This window comes from Fodinibius sp. AD559 (assembly GCF_052712805.1).
The window spans coordinates 80,555-95,345 of record NZ_JBQPVW010000007.1 but is presented as its reverse complement, the minus strand read 5'-3'; the positions used below and the strand labels follow the sequence as shown (position 1 = coordinate 95,345).

Genomic DNA, 14,791 nt, shown 5'->3' with positions numbered 1-14,791 from the left:
ATGGGTCGAGTTCAATTTGCCGATTACGCAAAAATTTATGTTACCGGCGGTGACGGCGGGCCGGGATCTGTTCATTTTCGTCGGGAGAAATACGTTCCTAAAGGTGGCCCCGATGGTGGTGACGGCGGCGACGGCGGTGACGTGATTTTGAAAGGAAATGAACAACTGAATACACTGCTTGATCTCCGGTATCGAAAATACGTGAATGCCAAAGACGGTGAGCGCGGAGGCCCCAGCAAAAAGAAAGGAAAAAGTGGAAAGGATGAAATCCTTGAAGCACCGCTGGGTTGTGTTATTTACGATGCCGATACCAAAGAGCGTTTGGGTGAGATTACCGAACACGAGCAGGAAATTGTTGTCGCACAGGGCGGTAAAGGTGGACTGGGAAATTGGCACTTCCGAAGTGCTACTAATCAGACGCCACAGCATGCCCAAGATGGTGAAAAGGGAGATGAGCGCGCAATTGAAATTGAGCTTAAGCTTATTGCTGATGTCGGTCTTGTTGGATTCCCCAATGCGGGCAAAAGTACGCTCCTTTCAACAATGTCTGGCGCTAAACCAAAAATCGATTCTTATCCATTTACGACACTGCAGCCTAATCTCGGGGTAGTGACTATGCCCGATTATCGGACGTATGTGATGGCGGATATTCCTGGCATCATTGAAGAGGCGCACGACGGGCGGGGGCTCGGAATCCAGTTTTTGCGTCATATCGAGCGCAATAACGTACTGCTTTTTATGGTTAGCTCACAGCAGGATATCGAGTATGAATACAATGCGCTGCTCGAGGAATTAGAGCAATATCGGGCCGATCTGCTGGATAAACCGCGTATTTTGGCGATAACCAAAATGGATTTGCAGGAGAATTATGAGCTTGATGAAGAAAAAAAAGTTGATTTAGATATCCCGGTAGTTGAAATTTCGTCCGCAACCAACTACCATATAGATGAACTTAAAGAAATCATCTGGGAGAAATTACAAGAAGTTGAATCAACAAGAGAAGACGTATAAACCGCCAGTTAGAGAATTTGTAGCCTTACATCTATTGGATAATCTGGGTGCACAGCGCATTCGTCTGCTGTTGCAAGCCGTCGAGCATCCACAGCTTATTTTTCGTCTTGAGCGTCATGAGCTGGAATCCATACGCGGAATTGGTCCCAAAACAGCCGAGGAAGTTCTGGGGTTCAACGAGTGGGATAAAGTCGATCGCATCCTTGAAAAGACCGAACGCACCGGCGCACAAATCATGACGTACTGGGATGATGATTATCCCCATTTGCTGCGCGAAATTTATGATCCGCCGCTTATGCTCTGGATTAAAGGTAATCGCTCGGTGCTTGATACCGATGCTATTTCTATTGTTGGTACACGTCGCGTGGGAAACTATGGAAAGAAAATGGCTCAGAAATTTGCAAAAGAGCTGGTTGATCATGACTTAACGATTATCAGCGGGCTGGCATATGGAACAGATGGGGCTGCCCACCAGGCTACGGTAGATGCCGGTGGTAAAACGGTCGCAGTTCTCGGGTCGGGTATCGATTGGATTTATCCGAGTGACCACAAAGGATTAGCTAAACAGATCATAGAGACCGGGGGAGCAGTAATTTCTGAGTTTCCGCTTGGAACAGCTCCGGAAATGGGTAATTTCCCCGTTCGAAATCGCATTGTCAGTGGAATGAGTCTGGGAACACTGGTAGTGGCATCGGGATTGGAGGGAGGTAGTATGATTACGGCGAAGTCGGCATTGGATCAAAACCGAGAGGTATTCGTTATCCCACATCCGGTTGGTCATCCCAATGCCATTGGTTGCAACAGCCTGATTAAGAGAGGGATGGGAAAGCTTGTCCAGAATGTTGAGGATGTTCTGACTGAAATTCATGTTCATATCAAAGAGAAGGAAACGGAATCAGATTCTGCAGATACGCCCCGATCTTCTCAGAATAAATGGGAATCTATGGAGTTGGATAACCTATCAACAAGTATTTGTGAAGTGCTGGATGAACAATCGTTGCACATCGATCATTTGGCAGAGCGGCTGGAAATTGAAACGCATAAATTGATGCCAAAGCTCCTGGAGCTCGAAATGCAGGGGGCTATCCGTCAGACGGCAGGTAAAAATTTCGAATTATTATAATCTGTTATTGTTTCTATTCTGTTTTTAAATTAGCCGTCAGAAAAGGTATTTTATTTTAAATGTTTCGAGTTCAAGACACCATATTATCTGACGATATTGCCACGGCGCGTTTTGCGTGCGATTTGGCGAAGTGCAAAGGGGCGTGCTGTGTAGTTGGTGATGCAGGTGCTCCTGTTGGGGATGATGAGCTTTCTCATTTAAAACAAGCTTTTGAACTTTTGAAGGAAGAATTACATCCCGAAGCTCGTAAAACGGTAGAAAGACAGGGCATTGTACAACAATCGAAGCATGGGTTAGAGCTTTCGTGTTGCGATAATGAAGAATGCATTTTCGTTACCTACGAGGATGATGTAGCCTATTGTGCTATTCAAAAGGCCTTTCTGGAAGGTCGCATAGAATGGGAAAAACCGATAAGTTGTCACTTATATCCCATCCGGCTGAAAAAAGTGGGCGAAACAGAATATGCTAATTTTGAATACATCAATAAATTATGCTCGGCGGCTTGTAAAAAAGGTGAAAAAGAGGATATTTATTTATCTGAATTTTTAAAAGAACCGCTTGTTCGTCGTTATGGCAAAGATTGGTATGATGAGTTTGAAGAAAAATGTAAAGAAATGAGAATCGAAAATAGTAAGGCCGCTATACTATGATTAAAACCGGCCAGCAAATGAATCAAAAGCAGTCGCAACAGCAGCGGCTGTCACCTCAGCAGATACAGTATATAAAGTTACTGCAGCTACCCACAGTGGCGTTGGAGCAGCGTATCAAAGATGAGCTGGAGGAGAATCCGGTGTTGGAGGAGGGAGAGCCTGAAGATTCTTTTGATGAGTTGGAGCAGACGGAATGGGAAGAGCAGAAAGAGGAAGAGCTGGAGCCCGTTGATCAGAATGAGGAGATCGACTGGGATGAGTATATGCAAAATACCGAGTATGACGGGGAAAATTATAGCGGAGGGTCGAGCTATTCCGGAGGCGGTGGTGATGAGAGCTGGCGCGACTTACCAAATCCTTACCACGAATCGTTGTTAGAAGAACTTGAACGGCAGGTTAGCCTGCTGGATTTTAATGAAGAGCAGAAACTCATAGCAGACCAGATTCTGGGTTCGCTGGATCAGGATGGGTATTTTCGTCGTGAGATTGAGGCCGTCGTCGATAATATTGCGTTTAATCACGGGACGTTAACCAACAAGGAGGAAGTCGAGAAGGTAAGGAAAGAAATTCAGCGATTAGATCCACCGGGCATTGCTTCTCGTGACCTGCGTGATTGTCTGCTTGTGCAGCTTAAATTAATGGATGATGAAGAGGGACGCGATGATGCTATAAAAATGCTGCGCGATCATTGGGACCTTTTTGAGAAAAAACATTTTAAGAAGCTTAAAAAGAAGCTGGATATCGATGATGAAGAACTGCAAACGGCTTTTGATTGTGTAACGGGATTGGATCCCAAGCCGGGGGCGGTAGGAACTGCGGTAGATGATACTTCTAATTATATCGAGCCTGATTTTGAGGTTTACTATCAGCCGGCAGAAAAGGGAGATATAGAGGGAGAAGAGGAAGGTGATTTTGTAATTACGCTTAATAACGGAAATGTGCCTCCGTTGCGTATTTCCCCACGTTATAAAGAAATGTGGGATGATCTTAAAAAGAAGAAAAAGTCCAACAAGCAGACAAAGGAGACAAAAAACTTTATAAAAAATAAGATAGAGTCGGCTCAGTGGTTCATCGATTCCATTCGTCAGCGGCAAAATACATTGATGAATACAATGAAAACGATTGTTGCCTTACAGGAGGATTTCTTCAAGCACGGTGAGGGGTTAAAGCCGATGATCCTGAAAGACATTGCCGAACGTGTAAATCTGGATATTTCGACTATATCTCGGGTAGTCAACGGGAAGTATGTGCAGACACACTTTGGTGTTTTTGAGTTGAAGTATTTTTTCAGTGAAGGTATTGAGACTGAAGACGGTGAAGAGGTGTCAAGTACAGAGGTAAAAAATGCCGTACAAGAGATTGTTGATAATGAGGATAAACAGAAGCCGCTTAGCGATCAGGCGATCGTTGAAAAACTGAAAGAGCAAGGTTACAAAGTAGCACGTCGTACAGTCAGTAAATATCGCAAGAAGCTGAATATTCCTGTTGCCCGTCTTCGAAAACAGATTATGTAAGATTTAGCGTCAAGATTAAGACGTCCATCCACTGATCATGGGTAAAAAACCATATCAAAAGTCCTGCAATTAATATGGTGTAGGGAATAATTGTTTTAAACAGGTGCTTGGCTGTAGATCTTGCAAATCGACTGATATCCAGCGCTGTAAAAGTGTGGCTTAGCAGGAATAACAGCAGTGCAAGGGTTGTAAAGAACGTTGCACTTTCCGATCCTGATGCTGAAAAAAAAGTTATTGCCCCGGTACAAAAGAGAAAATTTAGCTGTAGCGGCCATGCGAAAACGGTTGCTATCTGTGTGAATGATTTTATTCTCTTATGACTGAAATAGAGCCATATTATACTTAGAAGAGAAAACATTAAGACCAGAAAGAAAGTCCATACAAAAATTGAGAGGGGACTTTTACCAGCTATTGAAAGCTCTGGAAAATGATGGTAAAAGGCCTGTTGCCCCATTGGAGACAGTGTTATTGAGAACACTGCATACGTGGATATTGATAACAATAGTGCATTTTGGAAAATAATAATGGCAGCAGGCATTGGGGAGCGGATTAGGCGCTTAAAAATATCATCAACAAAAAACTTATGAGCTGTAAAATATCGGAATAGTGATTTACGATATAACGGGCTCGTGTTATAGTGTAGCGCTACGCTTCCCCAAATTAATAGAAGTAGGATCATGGGTAGAGCCGTATTGTCGGGCGTAGGAATAGTTTCGTTTGGAAGAGGAAAAATCAGTTCTGATTCTGAAGAAAGGCTTAGTAGAATTTCTGTAAATTGTGGATGTTCTTCGATCATCATAAGAAGCCATCCCGAGTCTACAAAAATAGTATTGTTTTTAGATTGATTAACTGCTTTGACAAAACTTTTGAATGGTCTTAAAAAGGGTTTCAGTTCATTCGAAGGGGCATAATAGAGATGATTGTTAGTTTTTGTAGAGGAAAGAGATAGAGAATTAAAATTTTTAGACGTTATAGGTACATTAATTATCGCAAATGAAACCACAGAACTATCAGTTGGTAGCCCCTCCCTGCTTTTGTGGTATAAGTCCATTTCTTTTGCCTGCTTTATATCTTTAGCAAATGATGCAACCCTTTTCCAAAAGGCGGGGTTGTATACACTGCCGTAATTAAATAGGCCTATCGCCTTTACTGAGGATTGTGATAGATAGCTTGTGACGTTGTCTTCTATATGGGTAATGAGATTGGAATCAGGGCGGGCAAAAGTATGGGTAATGGGAAAGTTTATATTCAAATTACCATATACGTTAAATCCTAAACTGTCGATCCGATTCCATATTTGCGGTGGGGGAGAGGTGTCAATTTCCAGAATCGAAATGCCAAGTTCGTGAAACTGTTGAAGCTGCACATTGGCTGAGTCTGTATTACTGGGAATATCCCAAACTACTCCCAGTTTTGATTGTCCGCATAATTCGGTTTGCGAAACCCCAAGAAGTAAAAGCGTAATAAGAAAATAACGCAGTCGAGAGTTTGTCAATGTATGGTAGAAAAAGATTTATTTAGGATCGATCGTTTTTTCAACAGGCAGTTCAGTAGTTTCTTTAAAACTACTGAGAACAACATTTGATCGGCTTTTGCTAACCCCATCCCAGGATTGAATTTTCGAGAGCAATTGTTCGAATGATGATGTGTTTTCGGTTCGAATTTTAAGAATATGTGATCCGTCTCCGGTTATAGAATGACATTCCAGAATTTCCGGTTCTGCCACCGCATTTTCAATAAAGATAGGGTAATTATCCGAACCGTCTACTTCCACAAATACAAAAGCTGTAATGTCAAACTTGAACTTTTTGGAATCCAGAAGTGCTGTATACCCCTTTATCAACTCTTTTTCTTCCAACTTTCGCATCCTTTCTGACACAGAAGGAACTGACAGGTGAACAATTTCAGCCAGTTTATTGCGCTGCGACCGACCATCTTTTTGGAGATGGTTTAATATTTTAAGATCAATTTCGTCTAATCCTTGAGCCATAACCTGTAATATGTCCTTAATTTTCTATTTTTTTTTGAAAATAGCCTAAATTAATTAGGAGGTCAAGCTTATAAAGTAGATTCTCGGAAAATTTTTTGGGAATTGTAGAAAGAAGTCTTCACAAATATTTTGGGTTCAAACCTTTCGTTAAACTCTCTTATCTTTAGCTAAACTATCAACAAAATTTCAAATAAATTACTCAATGTTAGACGTCACTTTTATTAGGAATAATCCCGATTTAATTAAGCAAGCGATGAAGAACAAGGGGGAAGAAAATCTCCAGATTGTTGATGAGGTTATCAGTATTGATGAACAGTGGCGTTCGTTGGTAGAGGAGACAGATAACCTGCGAAATGAGAGTAATACTAAAGCCAAGAAAATTGGTGAACTAATGGGGCAGGGAAAAAAAGAGGAAGCCCAGGAAATTATTTCTTACACCACCGAGCTAAAGGAGCAGATTCAGGAGAAAGAGGATAAGCTGCGGTCACTGAAAACAGCTCGGGAAGATCTGTTGCTCAAAATACCTAATGTGCCGCATGAGTCCGTACCGGTGGGACAAACGGAGGATGATAATGAGGTTTTTAAAACGTGGGGAGATCCCAATGAAGAAAACTGGCGCAAGCCCCATTGGGAGCTGTTCGAGGAGCAGGGTTGGATCGATTTTGATCGCGGCGCCAAAGTAACGGGAGCCGGTTTTCCCTTTTATGTGGGCCCGTTGGCTCGGTTGCAGCGCGCGCTGATCAACTATTTTTTAAATAAAGCTGCCGAGGCTGGTTATACTGAATTGCAGGTACCTTATTTTGTGAATGAAGATTCGGCGCGGGGTACGGGACAAATTCCCGACAAGGAAGATATGATGTATGAAATTCCGAGGGATGAGTTTTTTATGATCCCAACAGCCGAGGTCCCGGTAACGAATTTTCATCGCGATGAAATTTTAGAAGATGAGAAGCTTCCACTCTATTATACTTCTTATACGCCTTGTTGGCGACGTGAGGCAGGCTCGTACGGAAAAGATGTGCGGGGATTAAATCGCCTGCACCAGTTTGACAAGGTTGAGCTGGTAAAAATTGTACATCCCGAAACGGCTTATGATGAGTTGGAAAGTCTGCGTAAACATGCCGAATCACTGTTGGAAGAGTTAAATATTCCATATCGTACTTTGCTAATGTGTACCGGAGATATGGGCTTTACCCAATCCAAAAAGTACGATCTTGAGGTTTGGAGCCCGGGTCAGCAACAGTGGTTGGAGGTAAGCTCCTGCTCTAATTTTGGGAGCTTTCAGGCACGTCGCATGATGATCCGTCGCCGTAAAGAAAATGGGGACACCGAAATAGTACATACGCTTAATGGATCCGGGTTGGCATTACCTCGCGTTGTGGCAGCTATTCTGGAGATCTATCAGCAAAAAGATGGCAGTGTCGAAATTCCTGAAGTGTTGCAACCGTTTATGGGTACTGATGTTATAATACCGGAAATGTAAACTATTTAATATTAATAGTAGAGTTATATGAAGCATGAAATTTGGGGAGATCGATCGCTTACAGAGAATCAGGTAGAGTATATTACTGTTGGGGATCTGCATCTGTGGATAAAATATAGAAATGAAGAGGTGTGGATTGCCCATGCGTATAATGATGAGTTTGAACAAAAGGCTGGCTCCGACCAGCCCCCTCAAAATGTGGAATGGTCTCGCTGGGCACATAAAAATAGTTCTGCTGATATTACGGTTACACCGGCTTATCCCGATAGACCGCTTGTGCTGCATTCGGAGTATAACCTAAAAGTAAGTCCCGAAACAAGGATACAAATATTTACCCGCATACCTATTTGGGTTCGCATATCGCTGGCTAATAATAATTATCAGCTGATGGAATTGCCTGCGATAAAGCTGTCGCGAACTTGGTTCGGTACTTTTATCGAGGGAGAGCTTTGTTATCATGCTACCACGAAGGCACGCAGAGATTTATCCCATGTTGATAAAAAGCCCTATTTCGTAAGTTGTCCAATCAAAATTGATAACAAATCTGATGAGGAGCTTACCTTTTCAAATTTTTGTTTCCGGGTAGAGCGGTTAAGTATGTATCTGCATGATGATGAGCTTTGGGCTGATGAAACGCAGATTATTTTCCAAGGGGAAGAGTTAAACAGCGAAGTTATTATGACGGGAAAACTTCCCGATGGAATCACCACAAAACAGCTACTTACCAAGCCGAGGAGACAGGTACAAAAGAGTTTAGCTACTCGAACATTTAAACGCTTTTTAAAGATAGACCTCTGATTGATCGCTAAATCATTTTATGCCAATGGATTTATTTAATATTTATAATTATTTGTCGGAAGAAATAGTACGCCAGATGGTAAGGGTGCTGCTGATTTTTATCATAAGTATTCCCGTACTGCTAATATTTCGGGGATGGGCTCGTCGCTTTTTTACCAAGAAATATGCTCCACACTACGGTATGCTGGCCGGCAAGGTTGTTTTTTACTCCGGTATTATTTTGATGATAATCACTGTACTCGGACAGTTGGGCATAAGCCTGGCTCCACTGCTTGCAGGTGCGGGTATTGTGGGGGTAGCGCTTGGTTTTGCCTCACAAACAAGCGTGTCTAATATTATCAGTGGTTTATTTTTAATTGCAGAACAACCGTTTAAGGTAGATGACATTATTAATGTAGGTGGTACAATCGGGATTGTAATGTCAATTGATGTTTTGTCGGTTAAGCTGCGCACTTTTGATAATAAGTTCGTTCGCATTCCCAACGAAACGATTATAAAAACTGAAGTCACTAACCTGACCCGATTCCCAATACGTCGATTTGATGCAAAAGTCTCGGTAGCTTATAAAGAGGATATCGAAAAAGTGCGAGAAATTTTGTTGGATGTAGCCCAAAAAAATCAGTATTCGCTCAGTGATCCAGAGCCACAAATTATTTTCAATGCGTTTGGTAGTTCATCCATTGATTTGGATTTCAGAATTTGGGCGCCGGTTGACGAGTGGTTATTGGTGAAAAATTCAATACAGGAAGAGATCAAAAAACAGTTTGACGAAAAGGGGATAGAAATTCCATTTCCACACGTCTCTTTTTATACAGGATCGGAATCCAAACCATTGTCTATTGAGCTCGTAAAAAATAGTGAAACCCTGGAGCAGGACACCGATTAGTAATAGGTTGATCTATTTTGTAAGGAGCTTTGGATTGCTTTATATGAAAAATAGGTTCCCAGTATTGCCAGTATCATAATAAGCAAGCTGCCCCACAGGATATAAGTGAGGTAGGGTATGGCAATTACGCAAAGAATAATAGAGAAAAATCGGGTTGGATTTGAATAGAAGGTATAGGCATTAAGGCCAGTGGCGAGCAGACGTAGAATTCGGGCAACCATTTTTTGCAGGATTTATTAGTATTGTTATAAATTTTCCTACGAAAAGAAACTCAATTTGATTCATTTTCCACCATTAGTAATTTGATTTACAGCAGTTGCATTTTCCCCGGCTGATAGTATTTTTACAATAGTCTACCATAAAATATAAAACGGGGGATTTATGCGGGATTTAAATATTTCTATTCTACTATTACTCATCAGTGTAGCTCTTTCTTCTTGTGCACCGGTTTATGTGCCTAATGCCCGTCAAACTAATCTGATGGAAAAACAGGGAGAATTTCACGGTGCTGCCCACGCTGGTACAAACGGAGGGGATATACAATTGGCTTATGCGATGTTTGATCATGTCGGAATATTCGGATCTACATCATTTAAAACAGATGAGGAAACCGGTGATACTGATCAGGATTATCACAAGCATCGATATGGGGAGTTTGGGGCGATTTATTTTCATCCCATTGGAAATATTGGACGATTTGAAGCCCTTGGTGGTTTTGGTTTGGGAAGAGCAGAAGCGGTTGATCAGTATGACGTTTTTGGCCCCAATGAGGTACGGGCGGAAGGTAGTTATCACAAAGCGTTTGCCCAGACCAATATCGGATTGGAAACTTCGGCCTTTGAAACAGGGGTGGCATTACGATTGGCTCAGATAACTTTTTCTGAGTTTGAAACATCCAGCATGAGTTTGGGAGAAGCGGAGTCCGGAACCTTTTTTGAGCCAGCTGCATTTGCGAGGCTAGGTTGGAAAAATGTTAAAATTGAATCGCAGTTGGGAGTTGCTACATTGCTGCAGGATGAGGTTGCTTTTGATTATGAGTCGCTATTCTTTTCCATTGGACTACACTTTCAAATAGACTCCTAAAATTATTCGAACTAATTATGTCTGATTTATGGATTGGAACAAGTGGGTGGTCATATAAAGGGTGGAGCAATTTTTACCCAGAGGATGTTTCCCAAAAGGATTATCTTGAATATTATATCAGGCAATTTAATTCTGTGGAGGTTAATGCAACATATTACAATATCCCTACTGAAAATGCGGTAAACAATTGGAAAAAAACGGCTGACGATAATTTTCAATTTTCTGTAAAAGGTCATCGTCGTATTACTCACTACAACAAGATGAAAGATATTGATGAACCTTTAAATAAATATCTAAGTCGTGTACGGAGATTGGGAGAGTCTCTTAAGACAATTTTTTGGCAATTTCCGCCGAACTTTAAAAAGAATGTTGAGCGGTTGGAATCGTTTTTGGGAAAACTCCCCGATGATCAGAAATTTGCTTTTGAATTCAGGCATACTTCATGGTTGGATGAGGAGGTGTATAATTTACTTTCAGATATAAATGCAGCCATTGTCTGGCAGAGCTCAGGCAAATTCCCGAATGATTGTACTCCTACAGCAGACTTTATCTATATCAGGTTTCACGGACTAACGGGATACAGGTATAATTACAAAAAATCGGATTTAGAGCCCTGGGCAGAAATTGTGCAGAAACAATTGGATGAAGGCCGGGATGCTCAGGTCTATTTTAATAATCCGGGAGGAAATGCAGTTGAAAGTGCACAAATGTTGCGTGAAATGCTTAGTTAATCCCCAGTTTGGATATATGCTACGAAGCCACCGCTGCTAACATCTCCTGCTCTTTAAAGTTCATGAGTAAGTCAATAATAGGCTCCATCTCAGATTCTTTCATGATTTCGGCGCGCAATTGACGGCTATTACGGATACCCTTCAGATATTGACCGTAGTGCTTTTTCATGATGATAACACCGTACCGTTCTCCGTGATGATCAATCGATCGCCGCAGCTGTTCTGCACACAAATTAATGCGATCCTCGATCGTAGGTTCGGGCAGTAGTTCGCTATTATCTATATAGTGGCGTGTCCGTTCAAAAATCCATGGATTACCGATAGCGCCGCGGCCAATCATAACGCCGTCAACGCCGGTTTCATCGAACATACGCTTGGCTTCTTCAGGCGAAGTAACATCGCCATTACCGATAATGGGAATCTCGAGTCCGGGCGTTTTTTTAACATATTTTAAATAATCCCAGCGGGCATCGCCTTTATATTTTTGGCTGCGAGTGCGTGCATGTATAGCAAGGGCTTTAATACCAACAGACTGCAGACGGAGTGCTACTTCGCGAATTTTTATAGTCTGATCATCCCAGCCGAGGCGGGTCTTGGCAGTTACGGGAACGTCATCAACAGCATCAACAACACTGGCCGCCATGCGCTCCATCATATCAAGGTCGCGCAGGCATCCTGCACCGGCTCCCTTTTTGGCAATTTTATAAACCGGACATCCAAAATTGATGTCAATGATATCGGGATTCTCCTCTTCGGCTGTTCGGGCGGCATCTTCCATTGCTTCCTCACGGCCACCAAAAATCTGCACCCCAAATGGACGTTGTTCTTCGGTAAAATCCATCTTGTGCAGTGCCTGGTCGTTGTCGCGCACAATAGCTTCCGAGCTGATAAATTCAGTATAAACAACAGAAGCTCCTTTGCGACGACAGATGGTACGGAAAGGGGAGTCCGTTACATCCTCCATCGGAGCAAGTAGAATGGGTTTATTGCCGAGATCAATGTCGCCTATATTCATAAGAAATGTTTATTTAATTCCTTGTAATAACTGATAAAGATATTGATTTTTTTGATGAACATCGATAGATAGGATTTCAAGGTTTTGAAACATATTGCTTACAATGTTAACTAGTCATTTCATATTGAATCACTTATATTAATTACCTTTTAAAACAAAATAATTTTAGTTAAACCTGGGAGCTACGCTATGGCTTTAGCAAAAAAAAGTATTGAAGAGTTACTTGGTGAGGAAGCAGAAGATCTGTTAACACATAAGTGCGAGACCATTCCAAAAGAAAAATTACATTTGCCAAGCCCAACCTATGTTGATGATATGTTGGGTGGATCAGATCGCAATCCGCGTGTAATGCGAAGCCTGCAAACGCTGTTGGATAATGGGCGTTTGGGTGGAACAGGGTACCTGTCTATTTTGCCTGTTGATCAAGGTGTTGAGCACTCGGGTGGAGCTTCATTTGCGCCTAATCCCGATTATTTTGATCCAGAGAAAATTGTGAAACTTGCTATTGAAGGCGGATGCAACGGAGTAGCATCCACGTTTGGCGTGTTAGGTTCTGTTGCACGTAAATATGCTCACAAGATTCCCTTTATCGTTAAGATTAATCATAACGAGCTGATGACGTATCCCAATGAATACAACCAGATTATGTTTGGATCGGTTGAACGCGCTTTTGATATGGGAGCTGTTGCAGTCGGGGCGACTATTTATTTCGGATCTCAGGAATCGAGTAGACAAATTCAGGAAGTAGCCAAAGCCTTTGAACGGGCACATGAGTTGGGAATGGCTACCATTCTGTGGTGTTATACCCGAAACTCAGCCTTTAAAGTAGATGGTGAAGATTATCATGCCGCTGCTGATCTTACCGGTCAGGCCAATCATTTAGGTGTTACCATTCAGGCGGATATCATCAAACAGAAACAACCAACGACCAATGGAGGATACAAGGCGCTGAATATGGGCGATTCTTCGTATGGTAAGTTGGATGAAGATATTTACGATAAGCTTTCCAGCGATCATCCTATTGATTTAACGCGTTACCAGGTGGCTAATGACTATATGGGCCGCGCAGGACTGATTAACTCGGGTGGTTCTTCTGGTGAAAATGATTTTGCCCAGGCCGTACGTACAGCTGTGATCAACAAGCGTGCCGGCGGTATGGGGCTGATTAGTGGTCGTAAGGCATTTCAACGTCCTATGGAAGAAGGTATTCAACTGCTGAACTTTATCCAGGATGTTTATCTTGATGACAATATTACGGTAGCATAATAACTCTGCCTATTTTACGGGCCTTATGGAGCTTTCCATAAGGCCTTTTTTATGAAATGAAAACAGTCGTGGAGTACTCGCTTATTTTTCGTTGATTTGTACCATATCCACAGCAAAATATAGAACTTAATTTTACTGTAGAACTACTTTTTATTGTCTAATAAAGAAGAGCACATACAAGAGGATCCAAACCGGTATTTTTCTAAAAAATATCTCTTTATTTCTATTGGGCTTAGTGTAGCAACCATGGCATTTGTCATTTGGCTCACTTATACGCCCGGAGTGTTAACCCATCTTAAGGCAAAGAGGCTGCCCGGACTTATTATTGCAATTGTTGTCTCTTTCATGCGATTGGGCTTTTCAGCTGCAAAGATCAGGTATCTATCGGAAAAAGCGCTTGACTGGATGGGTTCGTTCAGAGTAATGCTGAGCTGGGATTTTACGTCCTCGATTACACCGTCGATTGTAGGTGGAGCGCCCATGGCCACTTATGCAATGACAAAAGAGGGGTTCAATTTTGGACAATCTACGGCCATTATGCTTTATAGCCTACTCCTTGATCAGCTTTGGTTCGCTATGGCCGTGCCGATTCTATTGATTTCGGGAATTTTCTTCGAAGTAGTCCCCAACAATACCGGATTTGTTGGTCATGCATCGATGATGTTGCTATACGTTGGTTTATTAAGTTATGCCGGTTTGATGGCCTACGGCGTGCTCAAAAATCCCAATGCAATTCGCAAGGTTGTACACTGGTTATTAAAGCTTCCATTTTTACGTCGTTGGAAAGATACCGTTGCCGGTGAAGTTGATAACCTTGTTGAGTATGCCCACGAACTCCGCAAGAAACCAAAAAGCTTTCTGCTCAAAGCATTTTTTCTCTCCACTATGTCGTGGTTGTGCAGGATTGCCCTGCCGACTATTGTAGTGCTGAGTTTACTACCTGCTGATGTTATCTTATCGGTTCTGCGCAGCTTGGCAATGAATCTTGCTTTCCTCATTATGCCGACTCCCGGAGGCAGTGGCGGTGTGGAAGGGCTGTTCGCCATTTTCCAGGGTCCGCTTATGGATCGTAAGGCTTTTATTGGATTAGCCGTTTTTGCGTGGCGGGTTATCAGTTATTATATCAGTATCGGATTGGGAATGATGGCTACCACTTGGTATATCAACCGTTCCATGGTAGATACGCTGAGTGATGAGGCTGCCAAAGAAAAGATTGAAAGCGATTTACCATCCTAAAAAAA

At 42.2% G+C, this 14,791-nt stretch carries 14 protein-coding genes; 11 read left to right on the top strand and 3 right to left on the bottom strand.

Going from position 1 to position 14,791, the window contains the following annotated elements:
• Genes obgE through rpoN form a run of 4 tightly spaced genes read left to right on the top strand, consistent with a single transcriptional unit; the run spans position 1 to position 4,298 of the window.
• Entirely contained in the window at positions 1 to 1,011 is a 1,011-nt protein-coding gene (gene obgE, locus ACQ4LT_RS12790; RefSeq protein WP_445666453.1) for a GTPase ObgE, read from the top strand.
• Positions 947 to 2,134, top strand: a complete 1,188-nt coding sequence (dprA, locus tag ACQ4LT_RS12785) for a DNA-processing protein DprA (protein WP_445666452.1) — start codon at positions 947 to 949, stop codon at positions 2,132 to 2,134. Before obgE ends, dprA begins: the two co-directional genes overlap by 65 nt.
• A gap of 59 nt (positions 2,135 to 2,193) precedes the next feature.
• Entirely contained in the window at positions 2,194 to 2,784 is a 591-nt protein-coding gene (locus ACQ4LT_RS12780) for a DUF3109 family protein (protein WP_445666451.1), read from the top strand.
• Entirely contained in the window at positions 2,781 to 4,298 is a 1,518-nt protein-coding gene (gene rpoN / locus ACQ4LT_RS12775) for an RNA polymerase factor sigma-54 (protein WP_445666450.1), read from the top strand. Before ACQ4LT_RS12780 ends, rpoN begins: the two co-directional genes overlap by 4 nt.
• On the opposite strand, the gene ACQ4LT_RS12770 is transcribed toward rpoN, so the two are convergent.
• Entirely contained in the window at positions 4,291 to 5,793 is a 1,503-nt protein-coding gene (locus ACQ4LT_RS12770) for a hypothetical protein (protein ID WP_445666449.1), read from the bottom strand. The two genes, rpoN and ACQ4LT_RS12770, sit on opposite strands and share 8 nt — an antisense overlap.
• Before the next feature lie 18 nt (positions 5,794 to 5,811).
• Positions 5,812 to 6,288: an Lrp/AsnC family transcriptional regulator gene (locus ACQ4LT_RS12765; protein WP_445666448.1), complete on the bottom strand. Its 477-nt coding sequence runs from the start codon at positions 6,286 to 6,288 to the stop codon at positions 5,812 to 5,814.
• A 202-nt stretch (positions 6,289 to 6,490) separates the two neighbouring features.
• On the opposite strand from ACQ4LT_RS12765, the gene serS reads away from it, so the two are divergent.
• The 5 genes from serS (at position 6,491) to ACQ4LT_RS12740 (ending at position 11,269) form a co-directional block, all read left to right on the top strand.
• Positions 6,491 to 7,771 (top strand): serine--tRNA ligase, encoded by a 1,281-nt coding sequence (serS, locus tag ACQ4LT_RS12760; RefSeq protein WP_445666447.1) that lies wholly within the window; start codon positions 6,491 to 6,493, stop codon positions 7,769 to 7,771.
• A 27-nt stretch (positions 7,772 to 7,798) separates the two neighbouring features.
• The gene (locus tag ACQ4LT_RS12755; RefSeq protein WP_445666446.1) at positions 7,799 to 8,569 is read left to right on the top strand and encodes a DUF432 domain-containing protein; all 771 of its coding nucleotides are present in this window, start codon (positions 7,799 to 7,801) and stop codon (positions 8,567 to 8,569) included.
• 25 nt (positions 8,570 to 8,594) lie between these two features.
• The gene (locus ACQ4LT_RS12750) at positions 8,595 to 9,455 is read left to right on the top strand and encodes a mechanosensitive ion channel family protein (RefSeq protein ID WP_445666445.1); all 861 of its coding nucleotides are present in this window, start codon (positions 8,595 to 8,597) and stop codon (positions 9,453 to 9,455) included.
• Positions 9,456 to 9,836: 381 nt separating this feature from the next.
• The gene (locus ACQ4LT_RS12745; protein ID WP_445666444.1) at positions 9,837 to 10,538 is read left to right on the top strand and encodes a hypothetical protein; all 702 of its coding nucleotides are present in this window, start codon (positions 9,837 to 9,839) and stop codon (positions 10,536 to 10,538) included.
• A 17-nt stretch (positions 10,539 to 10,555) separates the two neighbouring features.
• On the top strand, positions 10,556 to 11,269 hold the full coding sequence (locus ACQ4LT_RS12740; protein WP_445666443.1) for a DUF72 domain-containing protein: 714 nt from the start codon (positions 10,556 to 10,558) through the stop codon (positions 11,267 to 11,269).
• 19 nt (positions 11,270 to 11,288) lie between these two features.
• Here ACQ4LT_RS12740 and dusB read toward each other — a convergent pair whose 3' ends face one another.
• A complete protein-coding gene (gene dusB / locus ACQ4LT_RS12735) occupies positions 11,289 to 12,284 on the bottom strand; it encodes a tRNA dihydrouridine synthase DusB (protein WP_445666442.1) in 996 nt (331 codons plus the stop codon).
• 189 nt (positions 12,285 to 12,473) lie between these two features.
• Between dusB and ACQ4LT_RS12730 the strand changes: the two genes are divergently transcribed.
• Both ACQ4LT_RS12730 and ACQ4LT_RS12725 read left to right on the top strand, forming a co-directional pair.
• The gene (locus tag ACQ4LT_RS12730; protein ID WP_445666441.1) at positions 12,474 to 13,550 is read left to right on the top strand and encodes a class I fructose-bisphosphate aldolase; all 1,077 of its coding nucleotides are present in this window, start codon (positions 12,474 to 12,476) and stop codon (positions 13,548 to 13,550) included.
• A 153-nt stretch (positions 13,551 to 13,703) separates the two neighbouring features.
• The gene (locus ACQ4LT_RS12725; protein WP_445666440.1) at positions 13,704 to 14,786 is read left to right on the top strand and encodes a lysylphosphatidylglycerol synthase transmembrane domain-containing protein; all 1,083 of its coding nucleotides are present in this window, start codon (positions 13,704 to 13,706) and stop codon (positions 14,784 to 14,786) included.
• The last annotated feature ends 5 nt before the right edge of the window (positions 14,787 to 14,791 follow it).